Source organism: Pseudomonas sp. TMW22089 (genome assembly GCF_022496645.1).
Classification (GTDB): domain Bacteria; phylum Pseudomonadota; class Gammaproteobacteria; order Pseudomonadales; family Pseudomonadaceae; genus Aquipseudomonas; species Aquipseudomonas paraversuta.
Map to the genome: position 1 here is coordinate 44,449 of NZ_SCFG01000019.1, position 15,328 is coordinate 59,776.

The following is a 15,328-nucleotide window of genomic DNA, read 5'->3' on the forward strand; positions in this document are numbered from 1 at the left end:
TGCTCGCGAGCTTTTCAAGATCAAAAGCTCGCGAGACAAGCTCGCTCCTACAGGTTGGGGGTCGCAGGAGGCATTTCTGTAATTTGATGCAGACCTGTTTCAGGACCGTGCGGTGCAGGGTTTTGCGCGGCCTCGCCAGGCTGAGCACCTCCCTCTGTAGGAGCGAGCTTGCCTCGCGAGCTTTTTCAAGATCAAAAGCTCGTGAGGCAAGCTCGCTCCTACAGGTTGGGGGTCGCAGGAGGAATTTCTGTAATTTGATGTAGACCTGTTTCAGTGCCGTACGGTGCAGGATTTTGCGCGGCCGCGTCAGGCTGAGCACCTCCCTCTGTAGGAGCGAGCTTGTCTCGCGAGCTTTTCAAGATCAAAAGCTCGCCCCTACAGGTTGCGGTTCGCTGGAGGCATTTCTGTGGCTTGATCCAGGCCTGTTTCAATGCCGCAGGGGGTTGAAGCGCGGGTCTTTGAGCCATTCCTGCAATTCAAGTTCGGCCTGTTCCAGGGCTGTGCGGTTGAGCAGTTTGCGCAACAGTGCCACGTTGACCGCCCTCGAACGCAGGTTAAAGGCCGGGCTGCTGTCACTGTCGGCGCCGGGCTGGCGCACGCCGAGCTTTTCATACAGTTGTTGCAGGCGGTTTTGCACGCTGCGCAACGACAGGTTGCGACGTTGGGCGATGATCCGGTCTGTCAGGCCCAGGGCGATATCCTGCAATACTTCGTATTCGGTATCGGTCAGACCAAGCAGGTGATTCTGGCTCTTTTGCTGCACTCCGCGCACTTCACGATCGATCACGCACTGCTGCTCGATAAACAGGCTGCGCAGTGCCAGCCGCAGGCGATCCTCGGAGGCTGTCTTGAGGATATAACCATACGCCGCACCCTCGGGAACGATGCGTGAGATACCCCGCACATAGGCTTCGTCGGCGTAGTTGGACCAGAACATGATTGAGGTGTGGGGACGCTCGCGCCAGATCGCCCGTGCAGCTTCGACCCCGGTGCGTTTTGGCATCTGCAGATCCATGACCACCGAGGTGATGGCAAATTCATGGGCCAGCCGCTCGCCCACCAGGCCATCCTCGGCTTCATGCAGGCGCTCGCATTCTGGCAGCGCCCCCTCGATCACCTCCCTGAAAAAGGCACGGTGCACCGGGTCGTCTTCGATCAACAGGATTTGCATGGTGTTCTCTCTACCTATTGGGCCCGGTCCGACAATGGCAGGCTGACCTGGACGCAGGTGCCTTTGTTGTCGGGACCTTTCTCGATCTGCACCTGCGCGCCAAGCAGCTGTGCGCGTATGCGCATGTTTTTGATACCGCCGGTTTCCAGTCGATTGAGGCTGTCCAGCCCGGGGCCGTCGTCGACAATGGTCAGTTGCAAGTGGCTGCCAGAGACGGTGATCTCGACAATTATCACATTGGGTGCCGCGTGCTTTATCGCATTATTGACCGCTTCCTGAATGATGCGGAACAGCGCGATCTGCTGGGGTTCGGCCAGGTCGTTGGCCCGCCCGCCGGTGTTGTCCCGCAGGCGGGTGACAATCTCCAGACCACTGTTGCGCACGCTGCGCAGCAGCAGGTCCTCCAGCCCCTCGACAAACCCGAACAGCTGCAACACGGTGGGTTTGACCGCATCAATGATCAGTCTCAATTCCTGCATGCTTTCTTGCAGGGCCTGGCCGACCGGGGCCAGTTCTGCTGCCGGGATCTGGTCCAGCAGTTGCAGGCGGGCGATACGCCGGTGCAGACGGGTCATATCGGCCAGGGTCTGGTCGTGCAGGTCCATGCCGATGCGCTGGCGCTCGTTTTCCAGCTCTTCGGTCAGGCGCAGTGCCCCCAGGCGCAGGCCTTCTTCGCGGGCACGGATCTGCGCCTCGGCGATTGCCATATGTTTGGCCTGTTCGGTCTGGCGCAGGGCATACAGATAGGACGCCAGCAGATCAGCCACATGCTGGGTGTGGCGTACATCATCCAGGGTATAGAAGTTGGCGGCGTGGGTGGAGCAACTCAGGGCGCCGATCACTTCACCCCGGGCGCGCAGCGGGACGTGCAGGCGGCTGCGTAAATTGGCATCGAAAATAGGGTGGTTGAGGGCGCCGGGGAACTGGAAGCGCTGGTCGTTCATCGCATCGTCGCTGAGGATATAGGGCTCCATCCCCAGCAACAGCGCGCGAATCGGACTTCGGGTAATGGCCAGCGGATGAAAGGCAAAATCGCTCCAGGAGGTGTGCAGACCCGTTTCGTAGGCCGACAGGTGACTGTCGTCATCCAGCAGCAGGCTGACGTCAAGATGATCGTGGGGCAGGATAAAACGGATCTCTTCGGATACCGCATCGATCATCGACTGAAAGTCCAGGCGCCCGGCCAGTGCGCGGGAAATCCCGAGAAAATGATGCAACACGTTTTCTGCCGCGATGGGGACTCTTTGGGTCATGGCCTGCAATCCGTCAGAGGCGCACCCGCTGGCGGCCCGATATCCGAGTATGACCCAAAGCGCTCAGCGGCCAGGGGCAAAAACCCTGCATATTTGCGCGTTTCTTTTGCGGGATCCCGCAGGTTATTTGCGCGCAAAGGGTATCAAGTGTGCATCAACGCCCCAGACAGAGCCCCGTGGCCCGATCAGACTGAGGGTGTCAATTAGCCCACAAAAATAATAAGGGTCATGTCATGGAACGTCACACGCTGCGTTGCGCCTTGCTGTCCACTGCATTGCTGATTACCCCCTTCATGCACGCCCAGGCCGACACGGCCGACAAAACCATCGCGCTGTCCAATAACTATGCCGGCAACTCCTGGCGCCAGAGCATGCTCAACAGTTGGCAACAGACCACTGAGCAGGCGGTCAAGGACGGGGTCATTGCCGGGGCGGACTCGTTCACCACAGCGGAGAACCAGGCCACTGAACAGGCGGCGCAGATCCAGAACCTGATCCTGCAGGGCTACAACGCCATCGTGATCAATGCGGCTTCGCCCACCGCACTGAACGGCGCAGTCAAGCAGGCCTGCGATGCGGGAATTGTCGTGGTGTCTTTCGACGGCATCGTCACTGAACCCTGTGCCTACAGAATTTCCATGGACTTCAAGCAAAGCGGTCTGGATGGCATGGACTATCTGGCCAAGCGCTTCCCGGACGGGGCTAATGTGCTGGAAGTGCGCGGCCTGGCCGGGGTCTCGGTGGACGGGATGATCCACTCCGGGGTCGTCGCCGGCGCGAGCAAGCATCCGCAGTTGAAGGTCGTAGGCTCGGTCAATGGCAACTGGTCGCAGACCGCGGCGCAAAAAGCCGTGGCGGGGATCTTGCCCAGCTTGCCGAAAATCGATGCGGTGGTGACCCAGGGCGATGACGGCTTCGGGGTGGCCCAGGCCTTTACCGCAGCGGGTCGGCCATTGCCGGTGATCATTTTCGGTAACCGCGAAGAAGAACTGGCGTGGTGGAAAAAACAGAAAGACGCCAACGGCTACCAGTCGTTCTCGATCTCCAGCGCGCCGAGCATCTCCAGCCTGTCGTTCTGGGTTGCCCAGCAGTTGCTCGATGGCAAACAGTTGCCCCATGACCTGCTGTCGCCCGCGATCAGCGTCACCCAGGACACTCTCGAAAGCTCGCTCAAAGGCCTGGAGAAGGGCGGGATCGTGAGTCAGGTGTACAGCGTCGACGACGTTGCCCAACTGAAGAGCCCTGCACCTCAATAAGCCTGGCCGGGGAAGGAGAGCGCAATGACAGTTACTCAAGCAGCGCTGGTTGACCTCAAGGGGGTCGGCAAGCGTTTTGGCGCCGTGCGCGCACTTAATGACGTAGATCTGACGTTTCGTCCCGGTGAGTGTCTGGGGCTGATCGGTCACAACGGCGCGGGCAAGTCGACCCTGATGCATATTCTGGCGGGGACCCTGAGTGCCGACAGCGGCACGGTGCTGATGGGCGGTGCCGATGTGCGCAACGGCTACTCGGTACAGGTGGCCCGGCAACACGGGATTCGCTGCGTGTTTCAGGAACTGTCGCTGTGCCCCAACCTGACCGTTGCCGAGAATACCCGGCTGACATGCCCCGGCCTGCGCGGTTTTGGCTGGCGGCGCAAGGCCGGCGCATTGATTGTGGCAACCCTGGACAGCATCTTCCCGGACCACAGGATCAGCCCCGGGGAGGTGGTGGCGGACTTGCCGATCGCCCAGCGGCAGATGGTGGAAATCGCCCGTGCTTTTACCTGTGTGGATGAGCATCTGGCGCTGGTGATTCTCGATGAGCCCACCTCGTCGCTGGACGCCCGGGTCGCCGGGCAATTGCTGCACCATGTGCGGCGCTATGTCGAAAGCGGCGGCTGCGTGGTGCTGATCAGCCACATTCTGGGGGAGATGCTCGCCACCTGTGACCGGATTGCGGTGATGAGCGATGGCTGTGTGGTGGAGGTACGGGGTGCCAGTGCTTTTACCCATGCTTCGCTGGTGGAGTGCATGGGCACGGTGAGCAAGCCCCAGGATCAGGACCGGGTGTTTGTGTCCAGACGCGACGGGCAGCCACCGGTGGTCGAACAGTTGCCGGCACGCCAGCAGAACGGGCAGGCAGTGGCCGCCTGGCCGGGTGAAATCGTCGGTCTGGCGGGGCTGGCCGGGCAGGGCCAGAGCCAGTTGCTGGTGCAGTTGCTGCGCGAACGGATTGCCAGCGGGAAGCGAGTGGCCATGGTCGCCGGCGACCGGCAGACCGACGGGGTGTTCAGCCTGTGGTCGATTGCCGAGAACATCAGCATCAGCTCCCTGGCGGCACTCAGGCACGGCCTGTTGATTGATCCGCAGGCAGAGCAAGCCATGGCGGCCAAGTGGCAGCAGCGGATGAACATCCGCACCCCGGACATGAATAATCCGATTCTGTCGCTCTCCGGCGGTAACCAGCAAAAGGCCCTGTTTGCCCGGGCCCTGGCCAGTGACAGCGAGCTGATTCTGATGGATGACCCCATGCGCGGGGTCGATGTCGGCACCAAGCGCGAGGTCTACGCCATCATCAAGGAAGAGGCGGCCCGCGGCCGGACTTTTATCTGGTACTCCACCGAGCTTGAAGAGCTCAATCACTGCGATCACATCTACGTGTTCCGCAACGGCCAGGCGGTGGCGGATCTGCCGCGCAATGAACTGAGTGAAGCGCAAATCCTGCGCAGTTCCTTTCAGGAGGAGGTGGCATGAACGCGCCTCAACCCATGACATTAAAAAAACCGCCCGCGGCCAACACCGTGGACCGCGCAGCCGGGGGGGTGAACCGCGCCCGCTGGTTGCGTAACGCCTTGCCTGGGATTTCCCTGGTGGTGCTGCTGGCGACGATTTTTATCATGCAGCCGCGGGCCATGAGCTACATGGGCATGAATCTGATGCTCAACCTGGCGGTGCCCATCGCCCTGGCCACCATTGCGCAGATGCTGATCATCACGGTCAACGACCTTGATCTATCGCTGGGCAGCTTTATCAGCTTTGTGGCCTGTGTGGCAGCTACCTTGCTCAACGATCATCCGCTGCTGGGATGCCTGGTGCTGTTGGGCTGCATCGGTGTTTACGCGTTGCTCGGGGCGCTGATTCACAGTCGCCGGTTACCGGCGATTGTGGTGACCCTGGGCATGTCGTTCATCTGGGTCGGCGGCGCCGTGCTGTTGCTGCCCGCACCCGGCGGCAGTGCGCCGCAATGGTTGCAGGCGCTGGTCAAAATCAAGACCCCGGTGCTGCCGTTTGCCATTGTGGTGTGCGTGGTACTGGCCGTGGCGGTGCATCTGTTTTTGATGCGCTCCAGGTTTGGTGTGGTCTTGCGTGGCGCTGGCGGGAACCCGCTGGCGATGGCCAAGGCCGGCTGGTCGCTGTTGCGGATCAAGGTCACGCTGTATGCCCTGGCGGGTGGCTTCGGAGTGCTGTCCGGATTGTTTCTGGTGGGCCTGACCACCTCGGCCGACGCCAATATGGCGCTGCGTTACACCTTGCTGTCGATCGCTGGGGTGATTCTGGGCGGTGGTGAGTTTACCGGCGGCCGGGTGTCCCCCATCGGTGCGGTGCTGGGGGCTTTGACCCTGGTGCTGGCCGGCTCGCTACTGTCGTTTATCCGCATTTCCCCCGACTGGCAGATCGGTGCCCAGGGCGCGATCTTGATCCTGGTGCTGGCCCTGCGCACTGCCGTCAATCGTCTGGAGGTACGTCCGGTATGAATCTGCCCATTGCTCTGAACCGTATTCGCAGCAAACCCTGGTTGTGGTCGTTTCTGGCGGCGTTGCTGGTGTGGCTGGCGACCCTGGGGTTTACCGGCGGTGAGGGTGCCGCTGCGCTGACGTCCAGTGCGCTGTCGTTCTCGGCATTTTTTGTCATCGTCGGCGTGGGGCAGATGTTCGTCATCACCACCGGCCCCGGCAATATCGATCTGTCGATTCCGGCCAATATCGCCCTCAGCGCAGCGGTCGGCATGAAGTTGATGGACAGCCAGAACAGCCTGATCGCTTTGGGGCTGGCCGGGGTGCTGGGGATTGGCGTGCTGGTGGGGTGTGCCAACTATGGGCTGATCCTTCTGCTGCGCATCCCGCCGATTATCGCCACCTTGTCGGCGAGCTTTCTGTTGCAGTCCATGGCCATTGCCTACGGCCGCAGCGTGCGAATCGCGCCGCCGGAGCTGTTCTATCAGTTCTCTACCGGCAGGTGGCTGGGCATTCCTTACCTGGCGCTGGCCGTTGCCTTGTTTACGGTTCTGGCCGGCTACCTGTTGACGCGCACCCGCTATGGGCGCTGGACCCTGGCCATCGGCCAGAATATGCGTGCTGCCGAGCTTGCCGGAGTGCGGGTGGAGCGGGTGCGCTGGGCCACCTATGTGTTGAGTGCGGTGTTTGCCAGTGTCTGCGGGGTACTGCTGGCCGGGTTTTCCGGCGGCGCGTCCCTGAGCATGGGCGAGGAATACCTGCTGGCATCGATTGCGGTGGTGGTGATTGGCGGCACTTCGGTGGCGGGCGGGTTTTCCAATGTGCCGGGGCTGTGGGGGGCGGCACTGTTTCTTTACTTGCTGGTGAGCATGCTCAACACCTTTGGCGCCAGCGCCGGTGTGCGGCTGATTCTCACCGGCGTCATCATAATCGCGGTGATTGCCGCCGTCAGCGGGCGCAAGACGCTGCGCAGCCTTTAAAGGACAGAACCATGAACGATGATATTTACCAGTTTCACGACCAGCGTTTTCGTCGCCTGACCCTGCCCAATACCCAGCTGGAGCGTCTGTACGACAAGTGCCGCTGGGCAGAAGGCCCGGTGTGGTTCAACGACGGCGGCTACCTGTTGTGGAGTGATATTCCCAACCAGCGCATCCTGCGCTGGACTCCGGAGCAGGGGGTTTCGGTATTTCGTCCGGCGTCCAATTTCGCCAATGGCAACACCCGCGACCTGCAGGGGCGACTTGTCACTTGCCAACACGGCACGCGCAGCGTCACCCGCACCGAAGCAGATGGCAGCATCACCACCCTGGCCGATCAGTTTGAAGGCAAACGCCTGAACTCGCCCAACGACGTAGTGGTGCACCGCGATGGCAGTATCTGGTTCACCGATCCCACCTACGGCATCCTCAGCGATTATGAGGGCTACCAGGCCGAGCCCGAGCAGAGCGGGCGCAACGTGTTTCGCATCGACCCCGATACGCTGCATATCACCTGTGTTGCCGATGATTTTGAACAACCCAACGGCCTGGCCTTTTCCCCGGACGGCAAGACCCTTTACATCGCCGACTCCGCCCGCTCCCACGACCCGGATGCGGCCCACCACATCCGCGCCATGACCGTCATCGACAACTGCCGCCTGGGTGAATCAAGGGTGCTGACCCATATTGAACCGGGCATCCCGGACGGCTTGCGGGTTGATGTGCAGGGCAACATCTGGACCAGCGCCGGGGATGGCGTGCAATGCTTTGATGCCAACGGGGTGATGCTGGGCAAAATCCTGCTGCCGGAAACCGTGGCCAACCTGACCTTCGGCGGGCCACGGCGTAACCAGTTGTTCATCACCGCCAATACCTCGCTGTACATGATTCATGTCGCGGTGGCGGGGGCGCAGCGACCTTGATGGCATCGGCTAGGGGTTTTGCCCGGGCCCGGTGCCCGCCACAGGCAGCGCAGGGTCGCTGATGCTCGCGGTTGATGCCTTGGCGCGGCCCGGTTCCCACGGGGAATCTGCCCTGCTGCAGTCTTGTCTCGGGTCGGGCTTATAGCGGTAACTGTTGAGCCCCCCGGCCAGTTTGTCCGGGTCGGGGGTCAGGTAGCGCCCCGTATGGGGGTTGTAGTAGCGATGGCGGTGGTAATGCAGGCCGCTTTCCTCGTCGTGATACTGGCCCTGAACACGCAGGGGATTGCTGATGTCGGCGATGTCGAGTTGCTGCACCTTGCCGTAGGCACGGTAGTGCGCCGACCAGACGATATCAGCCTTGCGGCCGGTGAGCTCCAGGGGCATACCCAGCGGGTCGAGCTGGTAGTAAAAAATTTCGCCGCGGGGGCCTTTGCCCTGGAGCATGGCCAGCGGTTTGCCGGTGCCTGGCTCGTAGAGGTAGCTGCGGTAGCGGGAGCTTTCTGCGGTGTCTGAGACCCGGGTGCATTCGGCGATCAAGTGCTGCCCTTGCCAGATAAATTCTGTGCTCTGGTGCTTGAGCTGCTTGGCGATGCGGCGGCCGAAGGGATCATAACGGTAGTTGATTTCATTGCCGTCAGGCAGGGTGAGGGCGCTCAGGCGGTGCTGGCAGTCGTAGCGGTATTGGCGCACCAGGCGCTGGCCCGCGCCGCGTCGTTCCTGGATCAGGTTGCCGTAGGCGTCGTACACGAAATGGCAGTCGCCCTGTATCAGGAGGCGGTTTGCCTTGACGTTGGCCAGGCTGCTGCGCCCTCTGCCACTGGCGCTCTGGCGTAGCAGGTTACCCGCCGGGTCGTGATCGAAATACTCTTCAGCATGACCCCTTATTGCGATCAGCCGGTTCAGCGGGTCGTAGGCAAAACTGTGCTGGCCTTTGCGGCTGTCGCTGAGCAGCCGCAGATTGCCGCCGGGGTCGTACTGGTAAGTGCGCCGGTAAAGCGCCAGGGCGGCGAAGCCATGGTGGTGGCTGATCGGGGTGACGACATGCTCTTGCATTCGTCCTTGTCGGTCGTATTGGTAGTGGCTGAGCAAGTCGCCCTGCTGACGGTCAGTTTCGCGGCCGTCGTCGAAGCAGTGGCTGGTAAGGCATTCACCGTTGAGGTCGATGGCTGTCAGGCCGGCCCCTTGCCGATAGTAGTAGGTCAGCCGGTTGCCGTCCGGTAGCTGGCAGGCCCTGAGCCGGCCCTGAGCGTCATATTGATAGCGCAGGGTGACCTGGCCCTGATGTTCGGTGATCAGGCGGTCCTGCAGGTCGTACTGGAAAATCAGTGGCCGGTCGCCGTCATGGACCCGGGTGAGGCGGCCCAGGCTGTCGTAGCTGTAGCGGATCTGGCTGCCGTCGGGCAGGGTTTTCAGAAGCAGGCGCCCGGCGCTGTCACGCTGATAAGCAGTGATCAGCCGTGGCTGGTCAGGGTAATCGGGTGTCGGGTACTGGGTTTTTTCCAGCAACTGGCCGTTGAGATCGTATTTATAGCCAGTCGTACCACCGTCAAAGCCGATTTCCAGACGGAGCAGGCCGTTGGGGTAATAGTCGAGCTGGTAGTGTTCGTTGCGCTGGTTTTCGATGCCGGTGAGCAACAGGCGGCCATTGTCATAGCGGTAATTGACCTGGCTGGCGTCGGGGTTGATACGGCGGCGGGGCAGGGGCAGGGGCAGGTTGTCGAGGTATTCGTAGCGGGTAATGTGCCCTCGCTCGTCGCGCACGGCGGTCACTTTGCCGTAGGCGTTATAGCTCCAGGCGCGGGTTTTGCCGTCGGGCTGGATGATCTGACTCATGCGCCCCACGGCGTCCCAGTGGTAGCGGGTGATGACGCCGCGAGCATTCTGGCGGGCTGTTTTTCGACCCCGCAGATCATAGCTGTAACGCTGTTGCGAGCCATCGGGCAGGGAGTGCTCCAGCAACTGGCCGAGGGCGTTCCAGATGAGCCGGTGAGCGCTGCCGTCCGCTTGCACAATGCTGCTGATTTGCCCCTTGGCGGTGTAGCTGCAGGTGGTGACGCAGCCGTCGGGGTCGGTTTGGCGGGTGATATCACCCTGGGCGTTGCGCTCGTATCTCCAGCTGGCCGGTCCCTGCCGGACTGAGTGCAGGTAGCCGTTGCAGTAACTGTAAAACGTAGGTTCGTCGTGGGGCGGGATCAGTGCCGAGAGCTGCCCGGCCGGGTTGTAGCGGTATTGGATGACGGCGCCCAGAGGGTCAATTTCGGCAATCAAACGGCCTTGCTCATCGTAGGATTTCTGATGTTGGGCACCGTCCGGGCCGGTTTGACTGACGAGGCGTCCGTTGTTGTCGTACACCCAGGTTTGTTGGCTGCCGTCCTGGCTTTTGGCCGTGACAGCGCCCTGGCCATCCCGTTCGTAGTGGATCTGCATATGCCCGAAATTGGTGCTGTGGCGGATGCAGCGCGAGTGTTTGCCACAGTGTTGCCACTCCCAGAACAACGCTGCGCCGCCGGCCAGTTGCCGCTCCTGGATCACGTGCCGGGCGTCGTAGCGATAGTGCTCGGTTTCTTGCAGGGCATTACTGGCGCTGATCAGTTGACCGCTGTCGTTGTACTGATAAGTCATGAGGGTGAACAGGGTGCTCCAGCGCTCGGGGCGGCAGCCGGCATTGTGTCCGGTCAGGGTGTCGCCGGGTTCACCACTGTCATCATATTGCTGATAGTCCACCGCGCAGAGCCGGCCATGTGCATGGCGCAGCAACAAGGCGCGTCCTGCGCCGTTGTCGATGCGCCGAAGGTTTGCGGTGTGCCAGGTAATGCTCAGACGATTGCCGTAGGCATCGCTGATGCCTGACAGTTCGAGGTCTTGAAAGTGATAGAAATGCCGGGGCCTGGCGGCCGGGGCGAGGATCAGTTCGCCGTCGCTGTCGCCGCGGTAAATGGCCGGGCCGGTCACACAGGCGCTGATGTCCGGGCGTTGCCCGACAGGCCGGGGAAAACGCGTCTCACGGTTTTCAGGATCGGTCCATAGCAGGCTTTGCCCGTCGCAGTGCAGGCGATGGCACAGGGCGTGGGTCCAGCCAAATCCCAGTTCACTGGCGGTTTCCACGACGCCACTGCAATACCGGCGTGTCCACTCAAAGGCCAGCGGGCCGTCGAGCACACCATCGCTGAGCCGCAGCAGAACTTCGCCGGTAGCCATCGATACCGAGGGCCAACCGGCCGGCTCCCGGTCGAACGCGCAGGGCGCACTGTTGAAAGGAGGGGCTTGAAGATCATCGCCGATGCCTGCGGATAACAGGTTGAAGCGATGTCGGGGCAGTGAACGTGACATCCGCGTTTCCTTGCGCTGCGGTCGTTCTGACGCAATTGAACGTCAGGGATTTTTGGTCACGCAAGTGTGCAAGGCGGTGTTCAAGTTGGCTGTAGGGCGTGTCTCTGAGATTTTAGGAATTGCGTGAAGCTTGTGTAGGCAATTGGATTTTTACCTATGGGATGTTTAGGTCCACCCCAGAGTCAGCGCAGCCAGTGCCAGGTAACGTGCGCCTTTGGCCAATGTGACAATCAGCACAAAGCGCCACAGCGGTTCGCCCATCACGCCGGCGATCATGGTCAGTGGATCGCCGATGATAGGCACCCAGCTCAGCAGCAATGACCAGCGGCCGTAGCGCAGATAGAACTGCCGGGCCTTGTCGAGCTTTTGCTCACTGACCGGGAACCAGGGTTTATGCCGCAAGCGCTCGACTGAACGCCCCAGCAGCCAGTTCAGGACCGAGCCCAGTACATTGCCCAAAGTAGCAACGAGCAGCAGGGTGCTTGCCAGGTATTTTCCGGAAAGCAGCATGGCCACCAGTACGGCTTCAGATTGCATCGGCAGCAATGACGCGGCACCGAAGGCGGCCAGAAACAGCCCGAGATAGCTGGTGATTTCAAACACTGTGGGGTCCACGGGTGAGGGGAGCTGCACGCACTTATTGCAGCAATCCTTGCGAGGCTGCTGCGCCGATTGGCTTTTTAACATCATCCTTGGGAGGGATGCCGGAGTTTGTTGCGGGCTGGCAATATTTTGCAGCACATAGAGGCGGTTTATGCCGCTGTTTCAGGAGGGGTCTTACCTGCTGCCGTCCGCCTGAGTCGCCATGCTGGCACGAGTTTGAGCAAAGGCGTTATCCACCGTTTCGAGCAGAGCCAGAGCATGCCCACCCTGAAGGTGCAGCACCGCGAGCCGCGCTTTTTGCTTGCCGACAAAATTGCCGTCAACGAGGAAAATATCGAATGGCAACTGCCGGGCTAACGCATAAGTGCCACCAGGGCCTGCTGCGCAGCCCATCGCAGCCTCGTCCCTGGTCAGCGACTACATCCCTTCCATAGGCAACAGGCTAGGGAGCGCTGATCCGGCAGCGGGTATGACCAACTACAGGTCGGATTCACACAAAAAAGTCAGCTTTTTATCTGTTCGAATGATCCTCAACGACCCGCCTGCCGGCGGCTTCCGAAGATCGATCACAGAACAGGGTAACTGACATGCAAATGCCGAAAACCATCGAGATCAAGAACGGTGAGAAAGTCACTCCAACCTTCTCGGCCCGGGAATATGCCAATCGCCAGTCCAGGCTGCGCGCCTACATGGCACAGAACAATATTGATGCGGCGGTGTTTACCTCTTATCACAACATCAACTATTACAGTGATTTCCTGTACTGCTCGTTCGGCAGGCATTACGCGCTGGTCGTGACCCAGGACAGTGCAGTCACCATCAGTGCCAATATCGACGGTGGCCAGCCATGGCGCCGGACCATGGGTACCGACAATATTGTGTATACCGACTGGCAGCGCGATAACTACTTTGTTGCGATCCAGCAGGCGCTACCAAAAGCAGGGCGCATCGGCATCGAGTTCGACCATCTGAACCTGCTCAACCGCGACAAGCTCGCCAGCCGTTACCCCCAGGCCGAACTGGTGGATATTGCCGCGCCGTGCATGCGTATGCGCATGATCAAGTCAGCAGAGGAACACGCGATTATTCGTCATGGTGCGCGAATTGCAGACATCGGCGGCGCTGCTGTCATTGAAGCCTTGGGCGACCAGGTGCCGGAATACGAAGTGGCCCTGCATGCAACCCGGGCGATGGTGCGCGAAATTGCCCGCACCTTTCCGGACTCCGAGCTGATGGACACCTGGACCTGGTTCCAGTCGGGGATCAATACCGACGGCGCACACAACCCGGTGACCACGCGCAAAGTGAACAAGGGCGACATTCTGAGCCTCAATTGCTTCCCGATGATTGCCGGTTATTACACGGCGCTTGAACGTACGCTGTTTCTGGATCACTGCTCCGACGAGCACCTGCGCTTGTGGGAGGTCAACGTCAAGGTGCACGAGGCCGGGTTAAAGCTGATCAAGCCGGGCATGCGCTGCTCCGAGATTGCCCTGCAACTCAACGAGATTTTCCTGGAGCACGACTTGCTGCAGTACCGGACCTTTGGTTATGGCCATTCATTTGGCACCTTGAGTCACTACTATGGCCGCGAAGCCGGGCTGGAGTTGCGTGAAGACATCGACACCGTGCTGGAGCCGGGCATGGTGATTTCCATCGAACCGATGATCATGATCCCCCAGGGCCGGCCGGGGGCGGGTGGATATCGTGAGCACGATATCTTGATCGTCAATGAACACGGCGGGGAAAACATCACCCGTTTCCCCTATGGCCCGGAGCACAACATCATCAAGAAATAGCCGCTCGCAGCCTTCGCCAGCGACTACAGATTGCCCCACGTGTAGTCGCTGACTCCTTTGCTACGAACCCACGTATGCGTACCCAGACACGCAGCGTTTTCTGACCCATTACCCCTGCCAAGAACAACACAATGAGGGTATTTGTCATGTCCCATGTCCCGGCTTTGCTGTCTGTTTTTCATCCCTGCACCTGTGCCTTCGGAGGTGTCCTGTGAGTACTCCGAGCGCAACTCTTACCCTGACGGCAGCACAACACACTGAGCGTCTGAGCGAGCGCAAGGCCCTGCGCCGCGCCGCCGTAGCCAGCTTCATGGGCAACTTTGTGGAGTGGTTTGACTACGCCGCCTATGGCTATCTGGCGACCGTGATCGCGCTGACGTTCTTCCCCCAGACCGATTCGGCAACCGGCCTGCTGGCAACTTTCGCGGTGTTCGCCCTGTCGTTTCTGGTGCGGCCGGTCGGTGGCCTGGTCTGGGGGCATTTCGGCGACAAATACGGGCGTCGCAGCGCTTTGTCGTGGTCGATCCTGATCATGACCGTCTCGACCTTTTGCATCGGCCTGCTGCCGGGCTACAACCATATCGGTCTGTGGGCCCCGGCGTTGTTGCTGTTGATTCGTCTGGTCCAGGGTTTTTCGGCCTCCGGTGAATATGCCGGGGCTTCGGCGTTTCTGGCGGAATATGCCCCCGACGGCAAGCGCGGGTTTTATACCAGCATCGTACCGGCGAGCACGGCTGCCGGGTTGCTGTTTGGCGCAGTGTTCGTTGCCGCCATGCACAGCCTGATGAGCGTCGAGAACCTGCATGACTGGGGCTGGCGCCTGCCGTTTTTACTGGCGGCACCCTTTGGTCTGGTGGGGCGCTATATCCGCATGAGCTTGCAGGATTCGCCCAAATTTCTGGAGATGGAACAACGCCTGGAGGCCAAGGAGTGCGCGACCCATGCACCGATTCGTGAATTGCTGACGGTGCACCGCCGGGCAGTGATGATCGGGATCGGCGTGACCTGTCTCAATGCCGTGGCCTTTTATCTGTTGCTCAGTTACATGCCCACCTACTTGTCGACGGAAATGGGCATGGATGAGAGCGATTCATTTATCGCGTCCACTGTGTCACTGGCGACCTATATCGGTCTGATTTTTTTGATGGGCAAGCTGTCTGACCGCTTTGGCCGCAAGACCATGCTGGTGAGCGCATCGGTGCTGTTTTTGCTGCTGACCTTTCCGCTGTTCGGCATGCTCGGTAACCCGTCGCTGGTGGTAATTCTGATGATCCAGATTGCCTTTGGCGCCATCCTGGCAATGAACGACGGTACCTTGCCGTGCTTCCTGGCCGAGATCTTCCCGACCCGGGTACGGTTCAGCGGTTTTGCTTTCAGTTTTAACCTGGCCAATGCCTTGTTCGGCGGTACTGCCCCGTTCATTGCCACCTGGCTGATTCAGCTGACCGGCAACAAGATGGCACCGGCCTGGTACTTGCTGGCGGCGGCCGGGGTGGCGCTGGTGGCGATGCTGGCCAGCCGGGAGACTGCGCACAAGGCGCTGGCGGACTGACA

12 protein-coding genes are annotated in these 15,328 nt (G+C 60.7%); 8 read left to right on the forward strand and 4 right to left on the reverse strand.

Going from position 1 to position 15,328, the window contains the following annotated elements; translation table 11 throughout:
- Window positions 1–427 precede the first annotated feature (427 nt).
- Both EQV90_RS16380 and EQV90_RS16385 read right to left on the reverse strand, forming a co-directional pair.
- Entirely contained in the window at window positions 428–1,171 is a 744-nt protein-coding gene (locus EQV90_RS16380) for a response regulator transcription factor (protein ID WP_010657248.1), read from the reverse strand.
- 14 nt (window positions 1,172–1,185) lie between these two features.
- On the reverse strand, window positions 1,186–2,424 hold the full coding sequence (locus EQV90_RS16385; protein WP_240878418.1) for a GAF domain-containing sensor histidine kinase: 1,239 nt from the start codon (window positions 2,422–2,424) through the stop codon (window positions 1,186–1,188).
- Between the two features lie 233 nt (window positions 2,425–2,657).
- Between EQV90_RS16385 and EQV90_RS16390 the strand changes: the two genes are divergently transcribed.
- From EQV90_RS16390 to EQV90_RS16410, 5 genes are read left to right on the forward strand one after another with little or no spacing between them, the layout of a single operon-like run.
- The gene (locus tag EQV90_RS16390) at window positions 2,658–3,680 is read left to right on the forward strand and encodes an ABC transporter substrate-binding protein (RefSeq protein ID WP_160627362.1); all 1,023 of its coding nucleotides are present in this window, start codon (window positions 2,658–2,660) and stop codon (window positions 3,678–3,680) included.
- A gap of 24 nt (window positions 3,681–3,704) precedes the next feature.
- Window positions 3,705–5,159, forward strand: a complete 1,455-nt coding sequence (locus EQV90_RS16395) for a sugar ABC transporter ATP-binding protein (protein WP_003444825.1) — start codon at window positions 3,705–3,707, stop codon at window positions 5,157–5,159.
- Window positions 5,156–6,160: an ABC transporter permease gene (locus EQV90_RS16400; protein ID WP_003444823.1), complete on the forward strand. Its 1,005-nt coding sequence runs from the start codon at window positions 5,156–5,158 to the stop codon at window positions 6,158–6,160. Before EQV90_RS16395 ends, EQV90_RS16400 begins: the two co-directional genes overlap by 4 nt.
- Window positions 6,157–7,119, forward strand: a complete 963-nt coding sequence (locus EQV90_RS16405; protein ID WP_240878419.1) for an ABC transporter permease — start codon at window positions 6,157–6,159, stop codon at window positions 7,117–7,119. Before EQV90_RS16400 ends, EQV90_RS16405 begins: the two co-directional genes overlap by 4 nt.
- Window positions 7,120–7,130: 11 nt before the next feature.
- A complete protein-coding gene (locus tag EQV90_RS16410; RefSeq protein ID WP_010657250.1) occupies window positions 7,131–8,042 on the forward strand; it encodes an SMP-30/gluconolactonase/LRE family protein in 912 nt (303 codons plus the stop codon).
- A 9-nt stretch (window positions 8,043–8,051) separates the two neighbouring features.
- On the opposite strand, the gene EQV90_RS16415 is transcribed toward EQV90_RS16410, so the two are convergent.
- A complete protein-coding gene (locus EQV90_RS16415) occupies window positions 8,052–11,372 on the reverse strand; it encodes an RHS repeat-associated core domain-containing protein (RefSeq protein ID WP_240878420.1) in 3,321 nt (1,106 codons plus the stop codon).
- Between the two features lie 165 nt (window positions 11,373–11,537).
- Complete coding sequence (locus EQV90_RS16420; RefSeq protein WP_010657252.1) at window positions 11,538–11,975, reverse strand: YqaA family protein; 438 nt, start codon at window positions 11,973–11,975, stop codon at window positions 11,538–11,540.
- A 108-nt stretch (window positions 11,976–12,083) separates the two neighbouring features.
- Here EQV90_RS16420 and EQV90_RS16425 point away from each other — a divergent pair, with 108 nt between their 5' ends.
- The 3 genes from EQV90_RS16425 (at window position 12,084) to EQV90_RS16435 (ending at window position 15,326) form a co-directional block, all read left to right on the forward strand.
- On the forward strand, window positions 12,084–12,332 hold the full coding sequence (locus EQV90_RS16425; RefSeq protein WP_240878421.1) for a hypothetical protein: 249 nt from the start codon (window positions 12,084–12,086) through the stop codon (window positions 12,330–12,332).
- A gap of 230 nt (window positions 12,333–12,562) precedes the next feature.
- The gene (locus tag EQV90_RS16430) at window positions 12,563–13,774 is read left to right on the forward strand and encodes a M24 family metallopeptidase (protein ID WP_010657253.1); all 1,212 of its coding nucleotides are present in this window, start codon (window positions 12,563–12,565) and stop codon (window positions 13,772–13,774) included.
- A 211-nt stretch (window positions 13,775–13,985) separates the two neighbouring features.
- Complete coding sequence (locus EQV90_RS16435) at window positions 13,986–15,326, forward strand: MFS transporter (protein ID WP_003444804.1); 1,341 nt, start codon at window positions 13,986–13,988, stop codon at window positions 15,324–15,326.
- Window positions 15,327–15,328 lie beyond the last annotated feature (2 nt).